14 protein-coding genes and 1 rRNA gene are annotated in these 19,189 nt (G+C 41.7%); 4 read left to right on the top strand and 11 right to left on the bottom strand.

Annotated elements, in window-relative coordinates:
* Window positions 1-63: 63 nt before the first annotated feature.
* From ACMXYV_RS02210 to ACMXYV_RS02190, 5 genes are all read right to left on the bottom strand, one after another.
* Window positions 64-831, bottom strand: a complete 768-nt coding sequence (locus ACMXYV_RS02210) for a SapC family protein (RefSeq protein ID WP_415890159.1) — start codon at window positions 829-831, stop codon at window positions 64-66.
* A gap of 79 nt (window positions 832-910) precedes the next feature.
* The gene (locus tag ACMXYV_RS02205) at window positions 911-1,738 is read right to left on the bottom strand and encodes a radical SAM protein (RefSeq protein WP_415890158.1); all 828 of its coding nucleotides are present in this window, start codon (window positions 1,736-1,738) and stop codon (window positions 911-913) included.
* Between the two features lie 86 nt (window positions 1,739-1,824).
* Window positions 1,825-2,712: a hypothetical protein gene (locus tag ACMXYV_RS02200; RefSeq protein WP_415890157.1), complete on the bottom strand. Its 888-nt coding sequence runs from the start codon at window positions 2,710-2,712 to the stop codon at window positions 1,825-1,827.
* Entirely contained in the window at window positions 2,705-3,496 is a 792-nt protein-coding gene (locus ACMXYV_RS02195; protein WP_415890156.1) for a hypothetical protein, read from the bottom strand. The genes ACMXYV_RS02200 and ACMXYV_RS02195 overlap by 8 nt, the downstream gene beginning before the upstream one ends.
* Window positions 3,497-3,503: 7 nt before the next feature.
* Entirely contained in the window at window positions 3,504-4,919 is a 1,416-nt protein-coding gene (locus tag ACMXYV_RS02190) for a TolC family outer membrane protein (protein WP_415890155.1), read from the bottom strand.
* 405 nt (window positions 4,920-5,324) lie between these two features.
* On the opposite strand from ACMXYV_RS02190, the gene ACMXYV_RS02185 reads away from it, so the two are divergent.
* Entirely contained in the window at window positions 5,325-7,481 is a 2,157-nt protein-coding gene (locus ACMXYV_RS02185; RefSeq protein WP_415890154.1) for an EAL and GGDEF domain-containing protein, read from the top strand.
* Here the strand turns inward: ACMXYV_RS02185 and ACMXYV_RS02180 are convergent, their stop codons facing one another.
* The 3 genes from ACMXYV_RS02180 to ACMXYV_RS02170 all read right to left on the bottom strand — a co-directional run bounded on the left by ACMXYV_RS02180 (window position 7,482) and on the right by ACMXYV_RS02170 (window position 11,788).
* Window positions 7,482-7,736: a hypothetical protein gene (locus ACMXYV_RS02180; RefSeq protein ID WP_415890153.1), complete on the bottom strand. Its 255-nt coding sequence runs from the start codon at window positions 7,734-7,736 to the stop codon at window positions 7,482-7,484.
* An 87-nt stretch (window positions 7,737-7,823) separates the two neighbouring features.
* Window positions 7,824-10,439, bottom strand: a complete 2,616-nt coding sequence (locus tag ACMXYV_RS02175; RefSeq protein WP_415890152.1) for an EAL domain-containing protein — start codon at window positions 10,437-10,439, stop codon at window positions 7,824-7,826.
* An 8-nt stretch (window positions 10,440-10,447) separates the two neighbouring features.
* Window positions 10,448-11,788 (bottom strand): ABC transporter substrate-binding protein, encoded by a 1,341-nt coding sequence (locus ACMXYV_RS02170; protein WP_415890151.1) that lies wholly within the window; start codon window positions 11,786-11,788, stop codon window positions 10,448-10,450.
* Window positions 11,789-12,179: 391 nt separating this feature from the next.
* On the opposite strand from ACMXYV_RS02170, the gene ACMXYV_RS02165 reads away from it, so the two are divergent.
* From ACMXYV_RS02165 to ACMXYV_RS02155, 3 genes are read left to right on the top strand one after another with little or no spacing between them, the layout of a single operon-like run.
* On the top strand, window positions 12,180-14,246 hold the full coding sequence (locus ACMXYV_RS02165; protein ID WP_415890150.1) for a TonB-dependent receptor plug domain-containing protein: 2,067 nt from the start codon (window positions 12,180-12,182) through the stop codon (window positions 14,244-14,246).
* 27 nt (window positions 14,247-14,273) lie between these two features.
* Window positions 14,274-15,230 (top strand): ABC transporter substrate-binding protein, encoded by a 957-nt coding sequence (locus ACMXYV_RS02160; RefSeq protein ID WP_415890149.1) that lies wholly within the window; start codon window positions 14,274-14,276, stop codon window positions 15,228-15,230.
* On the top strand, window positions 15,227-17,878 hold the full coding sequence (locus ACMXYV_RS02155; protein WP_415890148.1) for an ATP-binding protein: 2,652 nt from the start codon (window positions 15,227-15,229) through the stop codon (window positions 17,876-17,878). Before ACMXYV_RS02160 ends, ACMXYV_RS02155 begins: the two co-directional genes overlap by 4 nt.
* Here the strand turns inward: ACMXYV_RS02155 and ACMXYV_RS02150 are convergent.
* The 3 genes from ACMXYV_RS02150 to rrf form a co-directional block, all read right to left on the bottom strand.
* Window positions 17,864-18,238 carry a hypothetical protein gene (locus ACMXYV_RS02150; RefSeq protein ID WP_415890147.1) on the bottom strand — a complete coding sequence of 125 codons (375 nt, stop codon included), beginning with the start codon at window positions 18,236-18,238 and terminating at the stop codon, window positions 17,864-17,866. The genes ACMXYV_RS02155 and ACMXYV_RS02150 overlap by 15 nt on opposite strands.
* A gap of 3 nt (window positions 18,239-18,241) precedes the next feature.
* The gene (locus ACMXYV_RS02145) at window positions 18,242-18,727 is read right to left on the bottom strand and encodes a DUF2489 domain-containing protein (protein WP_415890146.1); all 486 of its coding nucleotides are present in this window, start codon (window positions 18,725-18,727) and stop codon (window positions 18,242-18,244) included.
* A 271-nt stretch (window positions 18,728-18,998) separates the two neighbouring features.
* Window positions 18,999-19,114 (bottom strand): 5S ribosomal RNA (gene rrf, locus ACMXYV_RS02140).
* Between the last annotated feature and the right edge of the window lie 75 nt (window positions 19,115-19,189).

The raw sequence follows: 19,189 nt of genomic DNA, 5'->3' as shown, positions 1-19,189 counted from the left end.
CATCAATCCGGTTCTAAATACTTCTTAAAAAACAACGGGGTAGTTACCGCCACCCCGTTATATTTAATGTGTTACTTCTTCTGCTGTTTCTTCATCTGAAGATACAACTGCGCTACCCGAAACCTTCTCAAGCATCTTAGTAAAATTGCGCATAGACTGCAGATGAACATAAATCAGCTCTAGCTCATCCGTTTTAGCTAATTCAGCAAACGTTTCTGGAGCTAAGCCCTTTAGCTTTTCACGATTAATAGCCTGGAAACCCGTAACGGTGCGTTTCTCACCAGCTGGCGTAGTGAACTGCGCCCCCATGGGCTCAAGTAAATCGAGCTCTTGAAGCTTTTTAGCAAAAGCTTTAGTGCGTTGATAATGCACTTGATACTCTTTTAGGAAATCCAAAACAGAACTTAGATACTGAGTTTGTTCACCATCAGCATCAAATAGCTTTTCACCACGTCCTTCTTGATTGCAACCTTCAAACCCTTCATCTACACAAAGCGTGAGGGTTGAGCCGTCATCAGCACTAGAAAAAACAAATGGGTAACGACGAATAAAAGCTGGGATATATTTAGCTTTCCAACTACCATCTTCGTTTACGTAAAGGTTTTCCTGCTCTCTAACACCCATCAAAACCACAGGTAAAAGGTTTTCTCCTTCGCCCGCAAAAACCACACAATACTCTTCTGCCGCATTAGGAAACTCAACAGCCATTAACGGAACTGAGTTGACCGCTTGAGCAAAGCCATATTGGCTACCCGCTTTTACTGACCAATCAGCATGACGCTGTTTATTGATTGGCTGTACATCTCCGTAAATCAGTAACTGTGTTGTCACGTTGTTTTCCTTAGCTATTTCTAATATTTATTACAGTCCAAGATTAACATCTTAGTAAAGAATATACCTGTACTGCAACTTAACCATTGTACTGTGGTACTAGTATTTCTTCTTCCCAGCCAAAGCGTTCAATATAGGCACCATTCAAACCAAGACATTCCGTGGACTGACAGCTTTCGCGGTGCTTACATTGATAAAAACCATTTTTTTCAAATTCACGCCAAAAAACGGGATCAATAAAAAGTTGCGGCTGACCATTAACCAATAAGTGCTTAAATTCACCCAACAGACATTGTGGAAAATTTTTAATCTCGATCCGTCTTCCTAACGCCTGCGCTTTAGCAACAGCTTCTTTTAAATACGGTAGCATTTCTAAATGAGAAACGAGTAAAGACTTATCATCCTTCCCTGACATAGGCCAATAAAACCAAAATTCCATTTGAGCCAAATTTTTCAAATGCGCTAATGCATCCACCACTTGCGGCAACTGTTTATAGCTTTTCTTTGTTACCACTGTATTAGTAATGCTGATCGTATGCTCCCACCGATCTATGTTTTCCATCCCTTGAAGCGTCTTATTAAATGAACCTTGCACTTGGGTGATATCATCGTGCGATTCAGCATCTGCTGCAGCCACACTAATAAAGAACTCATCTACTCCAGCATCGATTAATTTAGTGCAATATTCTAATTTGCCAAGGTGCATACCATGACTCTGAATCCGCACATGCTTAAACCCAGATTGTTTTGCCGCCTTAGCCAGTTCAGGCAAGTCTCTATGCAAGGTAATTTCTGAGCCGGTGAGAATGAGTCCAGACCACTTACGATGCGTTCGATTATAAGCAAGCAGCTCATCAAACTTCTGACGAGTCTGCGGTTCAAGATAATCCATAGTGCCTTCGATCATGCAATGAACACATTTTAGATTACAGCGAAATTCCATCGTCATAGAGACGTAGGCACTGTGATCAAATCGCTGTTCTATAGAAAGCATCAAAAAATTCCGTAGTAACTTGTCTTCAAAACTTCTATCTGGCCATCAGGCAACATTTTATAATCGATACCTACATCATAGAGCATATGATCCAATTCATTCCGAGAAGCCGTTACATAATTCTGAATTTCTTCTGGGTAACCCATAGATCGCAAGAACCAAATTAGCTGATCTATTTTGATACGAGAAAAGTAAACGCCTTCATTTTTTTTCTTATTAGCGACTACAGTGGTTTCGCAATCACGAAGCTCAGGTAAAAGTATTTTATTGAAATCTAACTTCCGCAGATTCAAATGCACAGAACTTGCGATCTTTGCCAGAATATCTTCTTTCTCTTTAATCGAGTTATAGAAATAATAAAGATTGCTCAAGGAGAGCCCTTCTTCAGACAATAAATAACAAATACCTGAAGACACATTACTACCGTCATTCCCAATATAGATATTCGCTTCACTTAAATTTAAATAACCAGCATTCAGCCCATCAACATCCAAGTCGATCGAAAACATGAAGTAAGGCACATCTTCTGATATATCCAGAGCAGTCGATAATGAATCGGGCATCAATTGCTTTAAACGAGAAAAGGAGTTTGTTCTTTCAAGGCGTTCATAGTCGTAAAAATACAGTTCCCAACTAATCTGACCTCCTGAAAGTTTCACCCCCCAAACAGTCTGGCCGTCACCCATCACGTTTTTAATTTCGTTTATCAGCCTAACACCGTTAACTCCAACACCCGTTGCAACAAAACTGTTTAACAGAAGGTTGAACGAATGCTGTTTGCCTTCAATATTGACTAGAGGAGGATAAGGCCAAAGACAATAATCCAACAACTGCGTTTCAGGGCCACACTGTCTAAAAAAAGACGCCAGTTCAGTCATGTTAGCCACAACGCTCTTCCACTCCAAAATACAACGTAATAAAAGGCTCACCCGTTCGATTAATACCGCCAGATACATGCCCTAAAATACGATCTGAATTTTGCTCTAAAAACAGACCTAAAGATTCAGTCGGAATTAAAAAACTTTGAAAAAGCTCTTCCAGCAAGACTTTCAGCTCACCTATTCGAATAGAGAAGTCATATAAATTGATATCAAAGGATCTACGAACACTTTCGGGCTCTGAGACATCGAGCATCATTGGCAACTCAAACATACATGCCTGCGCCAATAACGCTTGAACCCACAAAGACTGTACCCGGCCAGAGGAACCTAAGCATTGCTCAACAAATGAAAAGAAATGTTCCTTAGATGAGGAAGGTAAACATCGATAGTTTGTAAATAAATGACGATTACTATTGGGACTCCATTTAATTGCCTGATGCAGCAAAAAGCCCTTCGAGCGATTTAGCTCGTCATTGTCGGCAACAGAATAAGGATACTCAAAGTACAGTTTACACAGAGGCTCACCACGATCGTTTTCATATCCAAGATGAACAAGCTCAGCTTTATCAAATCGACTCTGAATCCATCCCAAGCCTTCGCCAGGCATTTCAAGATCACCCGCCAATTTCAACAGAGAAGTCAGCGGGTCAGACCCAAAACAGTTTTTGTGTTGAGTAATTAGGAATCGGTTTTGATTGAGCGTTCCTGTCGTTAATTTACAAGAACGCTCATAACCAAATGGAACCGCCAACGAAGAAAAGGCGGATAGTAATACAGCTTGCGGCTGCATTTTAGACCTAACGGCGCGCTTGTTCAGAGCTACGATAAGTACGGCTATCCATTACAGAAGCTGTAATCTCAAATGCTTGTTCTTCACCTGATAGCATCGCGTTAACCTGCTCTAAATCTGTATCGCCCAACAGGCCAACAGCACGCTTTAGGCGCAGAGTATTGATAAGGTAGTCATAACGAGCACTAGAAAACTCGGTTCTTGCAAAGAACAAGTCACGTTCAGCATCTAGCACGCTTAAGCTAGAGGTCAAACCTGATTCATAAGCAGTTCGCTTTGCATCAACACCTAACTCATAGGCATCAACTGAACGCTGAAGCGCTTCTACTTTAGCGATGGAGCCAACAACACCATCAAATGCAGCATACGTCTCACGTTCTGTAGCACGCCACTCAATCTCTAATTCATCTTGCGCTTTATTATGCAATTCAACGGACTCTCGAACCTTGGAAGAAACGGCGCCACCTGCGTAAATTGGCACAGTTAACTTCACCATCATATCCTGAGTTTCAACTTCGGAACCGCCACCAAACAAAGAACCTTCAGTTTCTCTATTATTCTGAGAGAACACAAAATCTAAAGTAGGATAATGCCCGCCCTTTTGTCGGCGAACTTCTTGCCAAGCCACAGAAGTTGCATAGCGCTTAGCCAGAACATTAGGGTTGTTGTTTCGGCTTTTCTCGACCCACTCTTGAGGCATTGCTGGCGTTGGCTCAACCAAGTCCATATCAAGACCAAGAGAAACCAATGACTGAGGTAATTGCCCAGTCATTTCTTTCAAACTTTGAAGCGCATCTTTTAACGTATTGCGAATTTCCACTTCACGCGCTTTAGCTTGCATATAACGCGCTTGGGCGTCTAACTCATCGGTTACTCTTGCCAAACCATCTTCACGCTGCTGGCGTACCAGTTCATAGTGTTTTTCCAGGGAAGCTACTTCAGACTTAACAGAAGTGTAGTTATCGTATTCTCGTAGCGCTGAAAAATAGTTTTCAGCGGTACGCATCATTAGATCTTGGCGAACATCCTCCAACTCAGACGCCACCCTCTTCACATCTTCTTTCGCTTGTTTAAAGTAAGCCCAATTACTGTAGCTATAGATAGATTGAGTCAGAGATAAAGTCATCTCAGTAGTTGGATAAGAGGTGCTACCGCTGGAAAAAACCTGATTATCGGAACTAACAATATCTTGCGTTGTTTCAGTCTGAGAATAATCAAACTTTATAGTAGGAAGTAAAGCAGCCTTGGCCTGAGAATATATTTCTTTAGACGCTTCGTGCTCATGAAAACCCGCCTGAAAGGTAGGGTCATTTTCCAACGCTAATTTGTATACATCGATTAAATCTTCAGCATTTGCTTGCTGACTAACCATACACCCTGAAAGACATGTAGCTGCAAAAATCTTTCTTATACTATTACGCATAATAGACACCTTTATTATTTTTCCCTTATTTAAGCCCGCTCTGCAACAGGATCGGTTTCTATCAGGATGCAGATTTCTTATGTTTCAACACGACGCTATAAATAACATCACGTAAACCAAAACCACTTAATTCTAGGTAATCAATTTAGAAAATGGCAGAAAATGTTCACCAAAAGAACAAATTCTCTACATTTTTATAGTATATTTGAAAACAAGTTAAGTTTTTATACATTTTCTATATCTTTATTCTTAATAAAGTTACCTTCTAATTTCCTCGCCATAGTTCAAAAGGGCCGATAACACATTTGCTGTTACCTAAACCTCTTTCTTGAAATACAATTCAACATCTATACTTTAAAGATGATCATTTAACTCTGGAACGGCAGAACTGTAGTAGCTATCCATATGAGTACCAAAGCCATAAAACAAACCGATTACGAAGCTCAGGTTGCTCAATTGCAGCAGGAGATAGAGCGCCTTAATGATTTTGCAGCCCTATCATCAGATTGGTTTTGGGAACAGGATAAAGAGTTTAGGTTTATCAGCTTCTCAGGAACAGGCATCAGCCGAATGAGTCGTAACCAGATCGACTTTATTGGTCGTTGCCGTTGGGAAATGCCAATTAGCCCTGATTCTTATTCAGCTATGCAGGAACACAAAGCTCTGTGTAAGCAGCACGAGCCTTTCTATGATTTCCAGTACGATATTTTTAACGATGAGGGACAACTACAACGTTATACCGTCAGTGGCGCACCAACGTTTGATATTGATGGTAATTTTTCCGGTTATCGAGGCATAGCTTCCAATATCACCGATCTTTACTTAGCACGGAAAGCATTTAAAAAAACCCAGCAACAGCTGTCGCAGATGATTGTTGGCAATCCTATTGCCAGTTTCGTTATCAATGAAGATCATGTCATCACCCACTGGAACAAAGCCTGCGAAATACTCACTGGCATCTCTGCAGCATCAGTGATTGGAACCAAAGACTCTTGGCGTGGTTTTTATGAACACCCACGTCCAGTGATGGCCGATTTAGTTCTTAATGGCGCCATAGCTAAAGATATTGAGAAACACTACGGTCACAAATTTCAGCCATCGGAACTCATCCCTGGCGCAGTGGAAGCCCAAGATTACTTCCCTAACATGCACGATGGTCGCTGGTTATACTTTACGGCAGCCCCTCTCCAAGATGAAGACGGCCAGACCATTGGAGCAATAGAAACCCTCCAAGATATAACTAGCCAGAAAATCCAAGAAGAAAAAATCATTCACCAAGCGCACTTCGACAGTTTAACGGGACTGCCAAATCGTTTTTTAGCGCTCGACCGATTAAATCTGCTAATCCAAGAGGCGGAGAGAAACAATAAAAAGCTTGCAGTACTCTTTATCGATCTTGACGATTTCAAGAAAGTTAATGACACGCTGGGCCATGCAATTGGAGATGAATTACTCATTCAAGCAGCAGACAAGCTACGCTCTATGATTCGTGCTAGCGATACCATTGGCCGTCTAGGCGGGGATGAATTTATTGTTCTGATTAACAACCTTGAAGATGCTCTTGAGGTAAGACCAATCGCGGAAAACTTGCTCAAAAGTTTCCGCGATGTGTTTAAAGTAAAAAACAGAGAGCTTCTTCTTACGACCAGCATCGGTATCTCGGTATATCCTGATGATGGCACCCAGCCGGATCAGCTGCTGCGGAATGCAGATTCAGCCATGTATCACTCAAAAAGCGAAGGTCGGAATGCCTATCACTTTTTTACAGAGGATATGAATGCCGGCATAGAGCGGCGCTTATTGATTGAAGAACAAATGCATGGAGCATTAGCGCGTAACGAATTCTACCTAAACTACCAACCTGTAATTGATACCCAATCAGAGCGCCTTGTCGGCGCCGAAGCTCTTCTGCGCTGGAAAAACCCAACACTAGGACAGGTATCCCCCGAAGAATTCATTCCGATCGCAGAACAAACAGGTTTAATTATTCCGATTGGTTATTTTGTAATAAAAGAAGCGTTGAAGGCCGCTAAAACTTGGACTGAACAATATGATTCCAATTTCAAAACGGCTGTTAACTTATCGCCACTTCAATTTAAAGCACCGACACTGCTCAACAAGATCAAAAAACATCTCGATACAAATCAGCTCTCAGGCGACAGCTTACATATAGAGATCACTGAAGGAGTTTTATTAGGAAATCAAACCTATATTAAAAAGGCCTTTGAGGAGTTCGCCGAATTGGGCATTCAAATTTCCATGGATGATTTTGGTACCGGCTACTCCTCCCTAAACTATCTTCGTCAATACCAATTTAATACCCTAAAAATTGATCGTAGTTTCATGCAAGATTTCGAAGACGATAAAACAGCCCCAGCTTTGATAGATGCCACTATTGCGATGGCCCATGCACTCGGGGTAAAAGTTATTGCAGAGGGAGTAGAAACACAGCCTCAGAGGGACTATCTAGCGGCAAAAGCATGTGATTTTATTCAAGGATACTTTTACAGCAAACCTTTACCGCAAGAGGAATTGGCTACATTAATAAAACGTACTCAGTAATTACTTTTTAAGTTTCAAAATAGGACGTTTCGGCTTATCAGTCGTACTTTTAGACTGGATTGCTCTCACCGCTGTTTTAGCACCGTTTTTAGCGGCATACTCCATCCCTTCCCGAATCATCAAAGCCAGTTCGGGCGCAGAAAAACCTTTATCGCCCTTAACAGATAGATCAAGCGGATTGCTAAAACTACCATCCAAAACTTCAATAGAAAGACCCGACTGATGAACAACCTGGCGCCCGTCTACAGACCACATACGACACTTCCTAAAATTAATTAACGTTCGCTACACAATATACGTCAACACAGGTAGCTAACCAACGGAACTAAGTAGTAAAAGATGTCATTCATTAGTCGAGGATATTTCTGAACCTTGATAACCTTTGACCCAGAGCAAGAAATCCTCTGGCGCTAACGGCTTGCTAAAGAAGTAACCCTGCACTCGATCACAGTTCATATCCGCTAGTATATTCAACTGTTGCTCAGTCTCCACCCCTTCAGCTACTACAGGTAAACCCAAACCACTACTCATACTAATTGCTGCAGATACGAGTGCGCAGTCTTCAGGATCGGATGCGATATCGCGCACAAAGGTTCTATCGACCTTCAAAATATCAAATGGGTAATTTTTTAAATTACTGAGGGATGAATAACCGGTCCCAAAATCATCCATCGCCACACCAATTCCAAGCTCCTTAAGCGCCTCTAATGTTCGCTTAGCTTCTGCAGGATTTCTTATTAGTAAACCTTCCGTTACCTCTAAGATTAAGTTCTCAGGATTAAGATTCGCGTCATCCAGTGTTTGTGCAATCACCGCACCCAAGCCTTCTCCATGCAACTGTCGAGGAGATACATTGATTGCTAAACTCAGGTCATACAGACCATGATCTCGCCACTCAGCAATCTGCATACACGCAGTTTTTAACACCCAATTCCCTATTGGAACAATCAAACCCGTTTGCTCAGCGATACCGATAAACTGATCTGGCGACACAGGGCCTAATAACGAATTATTCCAACGTAACAAAGCCTCGACCCCAACCAACTTCTTGGTTTGAGCTTCAACAATAGGTTGGTAAAACAAAGAGAATTCTTGGTCATCCAATGCGGACTTCAACTGAGTTTCGACCTGCATACGCATCGTCAGATTTTCATGTATCTGGTGATTGAAGAACCTATACGTATTGCGGCCAGCCTCTTTAGCTTGATACATAGCCAAATCAGCATTACGTAACAGAATAGCTCCATCCTCGCCGTCTTCAGGAAAAATAGATAACCCTATGCTAGGCGTAACCGCCAGACTATGGCCCGCCAACTCAAACGTTTCAGAAAAGTTATGCTTAATTTTGTCCAATACAGGGAAACAATCAGCCTGCTCAGATATGGCTGGCATGATAATTAAGAACTCATCCCCGCCTAATCGCGCAACTACATCAGACTCTCGAACGGTATTCAGCAGCCTAGAAGCCGCCATAATTAATAACTGATCGCCAATATCATGACCTAGAGAGTCATTCACATTTTTAAAGCCATCAAGATCGATAAACATAACCGCTAATTTATGCTGCAATCGGCGAGCATTGCTTACTCCCTGCGCTAAACGATCCATTCCAAGCGTTCGGTTTGGTAACTCTGTCAGTGCATCATAGCTAGCCTGATAAAGTAGTCTCTGCTCCTGCTCTCGTCGCTCAGTAATATCTTCCTTAATAATTAAATAATGGGTGATATCCGCTGCACTGGTTGCCACAGGAGACAGATGAACAGCTTCCCAGCAACTGTCACCCGATTGACTCATAGAGCACAGTTCACCGACCCACTCTTTATCGCCATTAATAGCCCGAGAAAAGTCATTAAACGAAGCTTCTGGAGTCTGCAGTTTATTGATAAGGGATATTGCACTTTTCCCAAGCAAGTCGACTTCATCAAAACCAGAGGCCTGAACAACAGCACCATTCACATACTCGATCATACCTCGTGCATCTGTAATGATAATACTGACAGGAGTTTGAGATACGGCCAAAGAGAGTATTTTTATTTCTTGCTGGATTTTCGCTCGTTCAACAACCTCTTCACGAAGCCTAAGGTTAGACTCATTTAGTTCTTTCGTTCGCTCTGTAACCCGCTCTTCTAAAAACAAGCGAGCTTGAGTCAACGCTGTTTGTCGGTCAGCGAGTTTCTCCTGCATCGCGTTAAAAGATCGAGCCAGAGCCGTTAGCTCATCATGCCCAACCACATCAACTTTATGCTCAAGGTCTCCATTGGCAATTATAGAAAATGCCTCACGCATGCGGTTTAAACGCAAAACGAGGTAACGAGAAAACAGAATCATTAAGATGATAGCTACCAACATTCCAACAAACGAAATCATCAAGAAGCGTTGTTGTTGCGCCTCCAATTCAGCAACCGCCTCGCTTATAAATCCATCAGTTGAAATCTCGATCTGAGTAACAAGGATCTCTAATTCCTTTGCGATGACATTAAATCGCGGTTGAGATTCAAACTGAGATAGCCGGAAAGCATCAGCTATTTTGCCATCTACCGCAAATTGAATAACTTGATTAAGGGTTGATTGCAGTCGCTGCCAATTGTCGTCAATTGATCGAATCTGTCTGTCATGCCCTTCTCCAAATTCATCAATAAAGGCACGCCAATTACGCTCAAACAACTGAATATCAGCCGATAATTTTTCCGATGCCGCTGTAAGTGCAAAGAAATCACTCTCAACATGTAAATTAACTTCGGTGACTCGGATACGATAGATTAAGGATTGAAGTGAATTGACCTGAACCAAAGGTTTTACTGCTTGATTCTGAATCTCTTGCTGCTGTTGAGTAGATTGCTGAGCAATTTGCTTAGCAACGGATAATAAAACCCCAACAAATAGTGCCATCAAAACGACACCGAGAAGTAATTTACGCTGAATAGTTAGCTGATGCTTTTTACTATCAATAAGAGCCAAAATAATCCTTAATGGACAGTTGGAAATAACGCTTTCATTTTAAGCCAATATTTAATTTGCTGCTCTCGGCCATATCGTTCTGTAATCTGATCCCACTCTTGAGCTGTTACACGCATAGCCTCTTGTGCCGACTGCTCGCCTTTTGCCGCAAGAAACAGGTTTTTATTAAGCGCAGCAATATACTCCCTATCCCCAGGCAATCCTGTACCTGCAGGCACAGTCACGGGAATTTCTTTAAGAGCTACATCTAATACATGCTTACCGTACGTAGCCTGAATGAACTCAGACTCAAAGTGATTAGCTCGGTAAGGATCAGCAAATCCTCCTTTTTCCGATAAAGCAAGTTCAGATATATCTGGGTCGGTTAGCCACATTGCAAATAAAAACGCCAACTCTTTATTCTCAGCAGTATGAGGAATCACTAGGTTGTTGCCATAGATAAGCGTAGTGCGACGGTTAACTATATTACCAACTTGAGTTCCTGGCATTGATACAGCTATATATTTCTCTCGCACTTTAGAATGAGGGGAATTAAAAATTTTCGCCCCAGCCAAGGTAATAATGGTCGAATAACCTTTTCCACTCATAAAAATCGGCAGGGTATAAGTGTAGTTGCTGGTGTGATTAAGAATATCAGGTGGGGAATAAGGCAAGGTCGCTAAATAGCTCTCTGTAGCAGCAATACCAGCTTCACTATCGATCAATGGTTTCATATTGTCATCAAATAGAAATTGATTTGGATAGCCTTGCGAAACATATCGAGGCATCCAGAACATCCACGCGGAAGCCTCATCGCGCTGTTCTACAGAGCCATAGAAACCGGACTCTGGTTGATGAAAGAACTCCACCTGCCTTTGATACTCTAGCCATGTCTTAGGTACTTGTAACGGTTCCTTAAACTGATCTTGATAGGACTGTTGATTCTCTGGATCTTCCAATAGATCTCGACGGAGATATAACAAAGCAATATCCCCATCCGCAGGGATCGCGACAGGGGTTCCCGCATGAAAAGCTTGTTTTTTTGGCATTATAAAAGTTTTGTTGTGAGTACCCACCAACTCAAAACCAAACTGTTTAATAAAAGGAGAGAGATCAACAATCAAATTTTTGTGAAATAGATCAGCATACTCTCTATTTCGAGCAACAGTTAAATCGACATCAGAATGATTCTGAATATAGTCAATTGAAGCTTGCTGAGGCATTGTTTTAGCATCAATTAGTATACCTGTTGCCGCCTCCCATTGATTTTTAAGGTTATGATTCCCCCCCAAAAAATTAGCTACATTCCCCTGCTTTGCAACCAAACGAATCACCGAGTCAGGTGCTATACTGCCTTGTGTTACCAGCATTTTTACACCTTCAATCGCTTTATCAGCTTGCTCTCCTGCAACTGATAAAGCCGACACTAATGTAAGGGAAAAGGTATAAAAAAAGGACCTAAAAACGGATTTCAACTCTCAACCCTCTGGTTTAATTGCTATACACATAAAGCTATCATAGATAACCCATTAAGTTTGGCTGCATTAATTAAGAATGAGTTGGATACTGGAAAACAATGGTTTCATCATTGAAGCTATTATTATGGGGATAATTATTGTGTATGTTGGGCTTAAAATCTAACCCCAATACCCTATTTCCTCCGTTAGTTTCGAAAACCTAAGTTCATATGCTTTTATAGGATGTACTCGCATGATTTATGGCAAAATAACGAAACAATCAAAATATTTAATGGCTCCGGTTGTGTTTGCCACCGCTTTAAATGTTTACGCTCAAGATCAATCTGAATTACCTGATTTCACAGAGGAAGATATTTTCATTGATATTCCTCAGGTAATTTCTGCGACACACCTATCTCAAAAACTAACAGAAGCACCCGCTGCTATCACCATTATTGATCAGGACATGATCGAAGCCTCGGGCGCCATCAATATTCCAGACCTGTTTCGCCTAGTTCCTGGCATGCAAGTGTTCCACGTAAACACTAATAAAATGGGTGTTACTTATCACGGCATGACGGATGACTTTCCTTCTCGTATGGAAGTAATGATTAATGGTCGATCCATCTATATTCCACTACTCTCCACTGTAGTATGGGAAACCGTAGGCATAACTGTAGATGATATAGACCATATTGAAGTTGTTCGTGGCTCCAACGTACCCACCCATGGTTCCAATGCTTTTCTAGGTGCCATCAATATCATTACGAAGTCCCCAGTTGCGGAATCGGGAACCGCTGTAAGAACAACAACTGGCGCACTTGGCACAAAGAATATTACCGCTCGCCACTCTGATACCCTTGCAAATATCAACTACACCTTATCTGCCGGCAGCGAAGAAAATGATGGCAGCGATTATTATAAGGATGGTGCACACAACAAGTTCATTACCCTCTCTGGATCATTAACTCCGAATCTCTCCGACACAATTCATTTCGATATTGGAGTAACCAAGGGCTATGCCTATCGTGGGGATTCAGATAAAACAGATCTTATTGATGCAGAATTCTCTCCTAGAGAGCATCTATCTAGTTTTCAAGACATTCGCTGGAGTCACGTATTTGATGATCAATCTGAATTACAGCTGCGTTATAACCATAACTACCTAAAACTTGACACTGAAAATCGTACCGCCGAAGAATTAGTAGCAAATGGTGACGCAGGAGGGCTTTCAGTAGCGCAAGTAGAATTAGTACTTGCTGCGAATTACGGTAGCATTGCGCCAAAAGACACAGAACGCGGGACAGTACAAACCCATGAATTGGGAGCCTTATACACAGCTAGCCCCTCTGAACATCTAGATGCGGTTATAGGTAGTAACCTTATACACGAACGAGTAAAAAGTAACGTTTTACTTCAGTACCCAGACAAAGACTGGATTCACGGCAACCGCTGGCAGTTATTCGGCAATGTACAGTACCAAGCTACCGATAAAATCACTCTGAATGCTGGCGCGATGTTCGAAGAAAGCACTTACGTCGGCGGTGCGACCTCCTATAGAACCGCATTGAATTACGCTCTAACAGAGACATCGACTATTAGAACAGCATTTTCTCATGCTCACAGAATGCCGTCTTTGCTGGAGACTAATCGACGAGCTCTAATTGATTACAGCATTCTGATTCCTAACACGGTCGATTTGCTAAACTTGCCTAGCCACCTAGACTCCGAAGAGATCAATTCCTTTGAACTGGGTTTTTTTCGCCTTTGGCCAGAACATAATAGTCACTTTGATCTAAGACTCTTCTATGAAGATATCAATAGTGCCACTATACGAAGTACAAAAATAGATCCAGCCCCAGAAGACACCGTCGACGGCGATTATGATGTAGGCCAGAACAATTCAGAGTGGACCAACCAAGGTGCCGAATTCCAGTTTAAATATACTTCTCCTTCAGCACACAAAAGCACCGTGCTTTTCAACTACAGTTACAACCAGACACGAGGTATTTGGAACCGTGGATCCTACCCTGAAGCGGACCCTAGAATAGTCCCTCTTAATCCGGTTTCACCTTTGCATACCGCATCGCTATTGCTATCAACTAAGCCTACAGAGAGTAGTTTACTGTCATTATCGCAGTACTACATGGATCACGCCGAGTGGATAGAGGGCTTTAGTGACAAAAACAGTGGTCGCACCAATTACACACGTACAGATATGAAAGTTTCAAATACTTTCCAATTAGATATGAATACAGAACTAGAAGTATCCGTAATCGTTCAGAATCTATTCGATAAAGAATATGCAGAATTCTATTCAAACAATATTTTTGAACGTAGAGCCTATTTACAAATGGGGTTAACGTTCTAAGCCAATTGACTGCAACGGATTGTAGATGTGTTGATTAAGAGCTCTACTACACTGCACAAAACAAAGTGGCGGATTATTCCGCTGCTCAGTGCTTTGTTTGCTCTAATCTTGTCCATACCCCCTGTTTTCGCAGATAACCTAGTTGTTTTAAGCCGTTCATCAGACTCTTACCAGAAAGTTGCAGACAGCATTCAAGCCAATACTTCCTCACACACTAAAGTGGTTACCTTGCAAGATTTGGAAGATAACAACTTTAATACCGAGGACTTTCAACATATTGTTGCTGTTGGTTCACGTGCAGCAGATCGACTTTATAATCGAATCAAACCCTCGCAAAAACTTTACGCAAGCTTCCTGCCGCGCCTAACTTATCAAGCTTTACTGGCTAGAAAGAAAGACCAGACTAGAATTCAGAATGGAGCCATAACAGCCGTTTATCTAGATCAACCTTATACTCGGCAACTTCGATTAGCTCGATTAGTCGCTCCGAATGCTAAGACTGTGGCCACGGCTCTTGGGCCAAATTCAAAAAATGATCTGCCGTTATTAGAGACAGCAGCACAACAGGAGCAGCTACAACTCAGCTCAACCGTTCTGCAGGAAAGCGATAATCCAATTCATAAACTGCAGCCACTGATTCGTAATGCAGACCTATTTTTGTCTCTGCCGGATAAATCTGTTTTCAACCGCACAACCGCAAAATGGATTTTATATATCTCATTTCGGCAGCGTATTCCTCTAATTGGATTTTCACAAAAATATGTGGAAGCAGGCGCTTTAACAGCAGTTTATTCGACGCCAGAGCAAATAGGTAAGCAAACAGCAGAAATCATTCAGCAAGCCATCTCAGGTTCTCGATTACCCGAAGCACAGTATCCTAAATACTTTTCAGTTGTAACAAATAAGAAAGCGGCTAACTCCCTGAATATCAAAATACCTTCAGAAGACGCTCTTACCCAACAATTGATGGAGCAAGAGCGATGAAACGTAAATTGACATTAGGCATCAGGCAACGCGTTTTAATCATCACTTTGCTTCCACTGTGCATGATCACTTTGCTTTTAGGTGGCTACTTCATTAATACGCGTTTGGATGATGCGCGCGATGCCTTGATTGAAAAAGGGCAGACAATGACACGTATGATGTCGACCTCAGCAGAATTTGGCCTACTTATTGGCAACAAAGAGATTCTTCAGGGCTTAATTAGGTCAGCAACAAAAACAGAGGAAGTAGACGACGTTATCTTCCTATCACCCGCTTTTGATGTGATTGTCCAAGGCAATCCAAATGCACCACCCATTGATAAAGATGCCGGTTACCCGCTATATAAAAACGACCAGGTTTACTTCCTACATCCTGTCGTAGCGACAGGTGTGGACTTCTTAGATTCTGATGACACTGCAACGAAGCAAGCAGAACCCGAATTCATTGGCTGGGTAGTAATAGCGCTATCGGAAAAACCAACACAGCTGCGGCAATTTGAGATTTTAACGAAAGGGGTCATTCTAGCGATCATAGGCTTATTGACCACTTTACTGATCGCATCACGATTTGGGCAACGGATTACAAACCCGATTCTAGGCCTTACTCATGTAATTGAGATGCTCCAACATGGGCACCTTGAAACCCGCGCCAGCCTATCAAGTACAGGTGAACTCCGCTCTCTTGCACAAGGCATTAATCGTCTTGCGCAACGAGTACAAGAATCGAATCAGACTCTTGAAAGCCGAGTAGATAAAGCAACTAAGCGTTTAAGATCAACACTTGTTCATTTGGAGAAACAAAACCAAGCTCTCGATAAAGCGCGTAAAAGAGCTGACAAAGCAAATGTAGCAAAAGATGAATTTCTTGCACGCATGAGTCATGAGCTACGTACACCATTAACGTCCGTTTCCGGCTTTGCCCGCCTCTTAGATCAAACCGAACTGCAAATGGAGCAGCAAGAATACACTAGGATTATTAATCTAACCTCTGATCTACTGCTCTCAATCATTGACGATATTTTGGATTATTCGAAACTCGAATCAAATGCTATTGAGTTAGAAGAAATATCATTTGAGTTTGAGAGCTGTGTTATAGATGTAATGGAGATGCAGGCAGCTTCAGCGAATGAGAAAGGCATAGAGCTGATTCCAATTATCGAAGCCGATACTCCGAAATTCATCATTGGAGATCCGATCAGGTTACGACAAATTCTATCAAACCTCATCAGTAATGCTGTGAAATTCACGTCAGCAGGTTACGTCTGCTTACATGTTTCAACTCGTAAAAGTGACCCTGTTCAGACAGAACTTGAAATAGTTATCAAGGACACCGGCATTGGCATACCAGAAGATAGAATTATTAATCTGTTTCAGGCGTTTAGCCAAGCAGACACTTCTATAACAAGAAAGTTTGGTGGTTCTGGACTAGGACTCGTTATTGCAAAACGCCTAACTGAACTGATGGGCGGTTCTATTTCATTAGCGAGTCAGGAAAAACAAGGTACTGAAGTAACACTTAAAATTCCATTTTCTGCACGACAGAGCCAGAGAGCCCAGCACACCTATAAAAGCAAAAATATTATATTGTTTGATGCGAATCCACTGTGTAGCCAGGGCATAAAACATCAACTAAGCAGTATGCAGACCAAAATTATTGAAGCCTCATCATACGCAGAACTGTTATCGTTTAGTATTGAATTGCCGGAAAGTACGATCGTCTGGGGCCTACCACCTCAATATACCCAGAAAAACACGATAGATCAGATTAACCAAATAATAGGTAAGTCCAGTGGCAGACTGATCCTCTTAAGTAGCACACCTGTATCGATTATCAATAACTACCGAGTTGTGCAGTTACGCAAACCTGCAAGAACCCAACTACTGCTAAACGCATTATCACCTGATTCTTACAAACTTCCCGAATACGAAACTGCGAACGCGTTACAGATTCTTAATACCCCAACCATATTAATCGCAGAGGATAATGACTTTAACCGTTTATTGGTTAGGAAGATCCTTACCCAAGCAGGCGCAAAAGTACTTGAGGCACGGACTGGTAGTGAAGCGCTACAGCAAACTCTCAAACATCAACCAGACTTGGTATTGATGGATGTACACATGCCTGAAATGGATGGTATAGAAGCAACAAAACAGATCAGGCTTACACAACCCACCTTACCAATACTAGCATTGACCGCTAACGTCATAGCCAGTGAACATCAGAAGTTAATCGAATCTGGCATCAGCCATATTCTGTTAAAACCAATCAATGATGGTGACCTCTGCCATTCTATAAACCAGTTCTTATCCTTTACTAAAAATGATGGACCGCTTTTACCTTCTCCTCAAAAAGAAGTCACTGATATAGAGAAATATGACTTAGGAAAACAAGAACTGTCAGAAGAAGTTAGGAAGCAACTACAGGGAATGATGAACGGCTTCGAAAGCAAAGACATCGCGATGATGAGAAATCATAGCCATCAGCTATTAGGTTTAGCAGGTTTGTTCCAGATTCCAGAATTAGAAGTTAGCGGCAACAAATTACATGACGCCCTGATAGAGCAAGAGTACAAAACTATATGGAAAGAGCTTTGGCAGCTAAAGAGAATAATTGAAAATGAACAGTACGATCTATCAGAAGAGCTTTGAAGTAGGCTCAGACTTAATCAAGTGATCTAATTTAACGGCCAATACTCTTATACGCTTAAGCCCATCACGGTCATAAATAGCACCACTTAGACCTTCTCCAGCTGGCGGTTTATCAATGCCACCAAAAGCGACTATCAAACAATCTTTTCTAATCTCTTCCAGTTCAGGGTCATGCAAAATTGGTAACGATAAAAACATTTCCCAACGCGCAACCTCTAAACGCTTTTCCATGAGGTCTACTAGGATTGTCATCACTTCAGCTCTTGAAGGACGGTAAGTAGGAGGTTTGCCTAGAGCAAATGCTAAGGCGACACCGACCAGAACAATAAAACTAATGACAAATACTAGTATAAATTCCATACATTAATGAAAGCTCTCATCGAAATCGTACTGAGACAATTTAGAAGCTGCTTGTTTTACTTTGTCGCCCAACTCAGAGTCAATCTGCGACATCTCCTTCTGAAATGACCACTTAGCTTGCTTAGATAGCGCTTTCCACTGATCCTTAATTGGAATGTGTTCAGTACGCTTATAAACCTCATAAATTACTGAGTAATCCGCATGCTTTAATAACTGAGGCGCTAGAGATTCAAGCAAAGTAGACAAGCGCATACACGCCTCTGTCGTCGTTAGCTTCTCATCATTCCCTACCGCTTTAGAGATGACTTGAACACTCTCAATCAAATAAGCCCTACGCTCATTATAGCGTTTGCTGATTTTTTCAGCCTGTAATGTATGCTCAGCTTTAACCTTCTTAATTTGTGTGTAATGTCGCTGAATGAAGTAAATAGCTACAGCACAGACGACTAAACTGATAGCAATTAATACATAAATTAGAGAATCAGACATACAGACAACCTTAGAAACGAATATCAATTCGAAACTTAAAAACAAATAAAACACGAGTGCGAATTTTAGGGGAAATATACCAGAAATCCCATTAAAAGGATTAACTAGTTGCTAGTTGCTAGTTGCTAGTTGCTAGTTGCTAGTTGCTAGTTGCTAGTTGCTAGAGAGGGTATGCGGATTAAGCCTAGCGTAAATACTTCGTTCAGTATTGTTTATTCCAAAACGAAAAAACCCCGATCACAGCGTGACCGGGGTTTTCTCTTAATTAAATGCTTGGCGATGACCTACTCTCACATGGGGAAGCCCCACACTACCATCGGCGATGTTGCGTTTCACGTCTGAGTTCGGGATGGATTCAGGTGGTTCCACAACTCTATGGTCGCCAAGCAAAACTGTTACAACTTAGATCTGATTCTTCTTTTATTTGATCTAGATAAGCTTTCGACTGTAGCTCTACTACGC

This window comes from Neptuniibacter sp. SY11_33 (assembly GCF_047778025.1).
GTDB lineage: Bacteria > Pseudomonadota > Gammaproteobacteria > Pseudomonadales > Balneatricaceae > Neptuniibacter.
This window is presented reverse-complemented; position numbering and strand designations above follow the sequence as displayed.

What these genes read in the sequence shown, in the direction of transcription:
- ACMXYV_RS02195 (WP_415890156.1), bottom strand. Translation starts at nt 3,496, where the DNA reads ATGCAGCCGCAAGCTGTATTACTATCCGCCTTTTCTTCGTTGGCGGTT.
- ACMXYV_RS02180 (WP_415890153.1), bottom strand. Translation starts at nt 7,736, where the DNA reads ATGTGGTCTGTAGACGGGCGCCAGGTTGTTCATCAGTCGGGTCTTTCT.
- ACMXYV_RS02190 (WP_415890155.1), bottom strand. Translation starts at nt 4,919, where the DNA reads ATGCGTAATAGTATAAGAAAGATTTTTGCAGCTACATGTCTTTCAGGG.
- ACMXYV_RS02205 (WP_415890158.1), bottom strand. Translation starts at nt 1,738, where the DNA reads ATGATCGAAGGCACTATGGATTATCTTGAACCGCAGACTCGTCAGAAG.
- ACMXYV_RS02150 (WP_415890147.1), bottom strand. Translation starts at nt 18,238, where the DNA reads ATGGAATTTATACTAGTATTTGTCATTAGTTTTATTGTTCTGGTCGGT.
- ACMXYV_RS02170 (WP_415890151.1), bottom strand. Translation starts at nt 11,788, where the DNA reads ATGCTGGTAACACAAGGCAGTATAGCACCTGACTCGGTGATTCGTTTG.
- ACMXYV_RS02185 (WP_415890154.1), top strand. Translation starts at nt 5,325, where the DNA reads ATGAGTACCAAAGCCATAAAACAAACCGATTACGAAGCTCAGGTTGCT.
- ACMXYV_RS02145 (WP_415890146.1), bottom strand. Translation starts at nt 18,727, where the DNA reads ATGTCTGATTCTCTAATTTATGTATTAATTGCTATCAGTTTAGTCGTC.
- ACMXYV_RS02155 (WP_415890148.1), top strand. Translation starts at nt 15,227, where the DNA reads ATGAAACGTAAATTGACATTAGGCATCAGGCAACGCGTTTTAATCATC.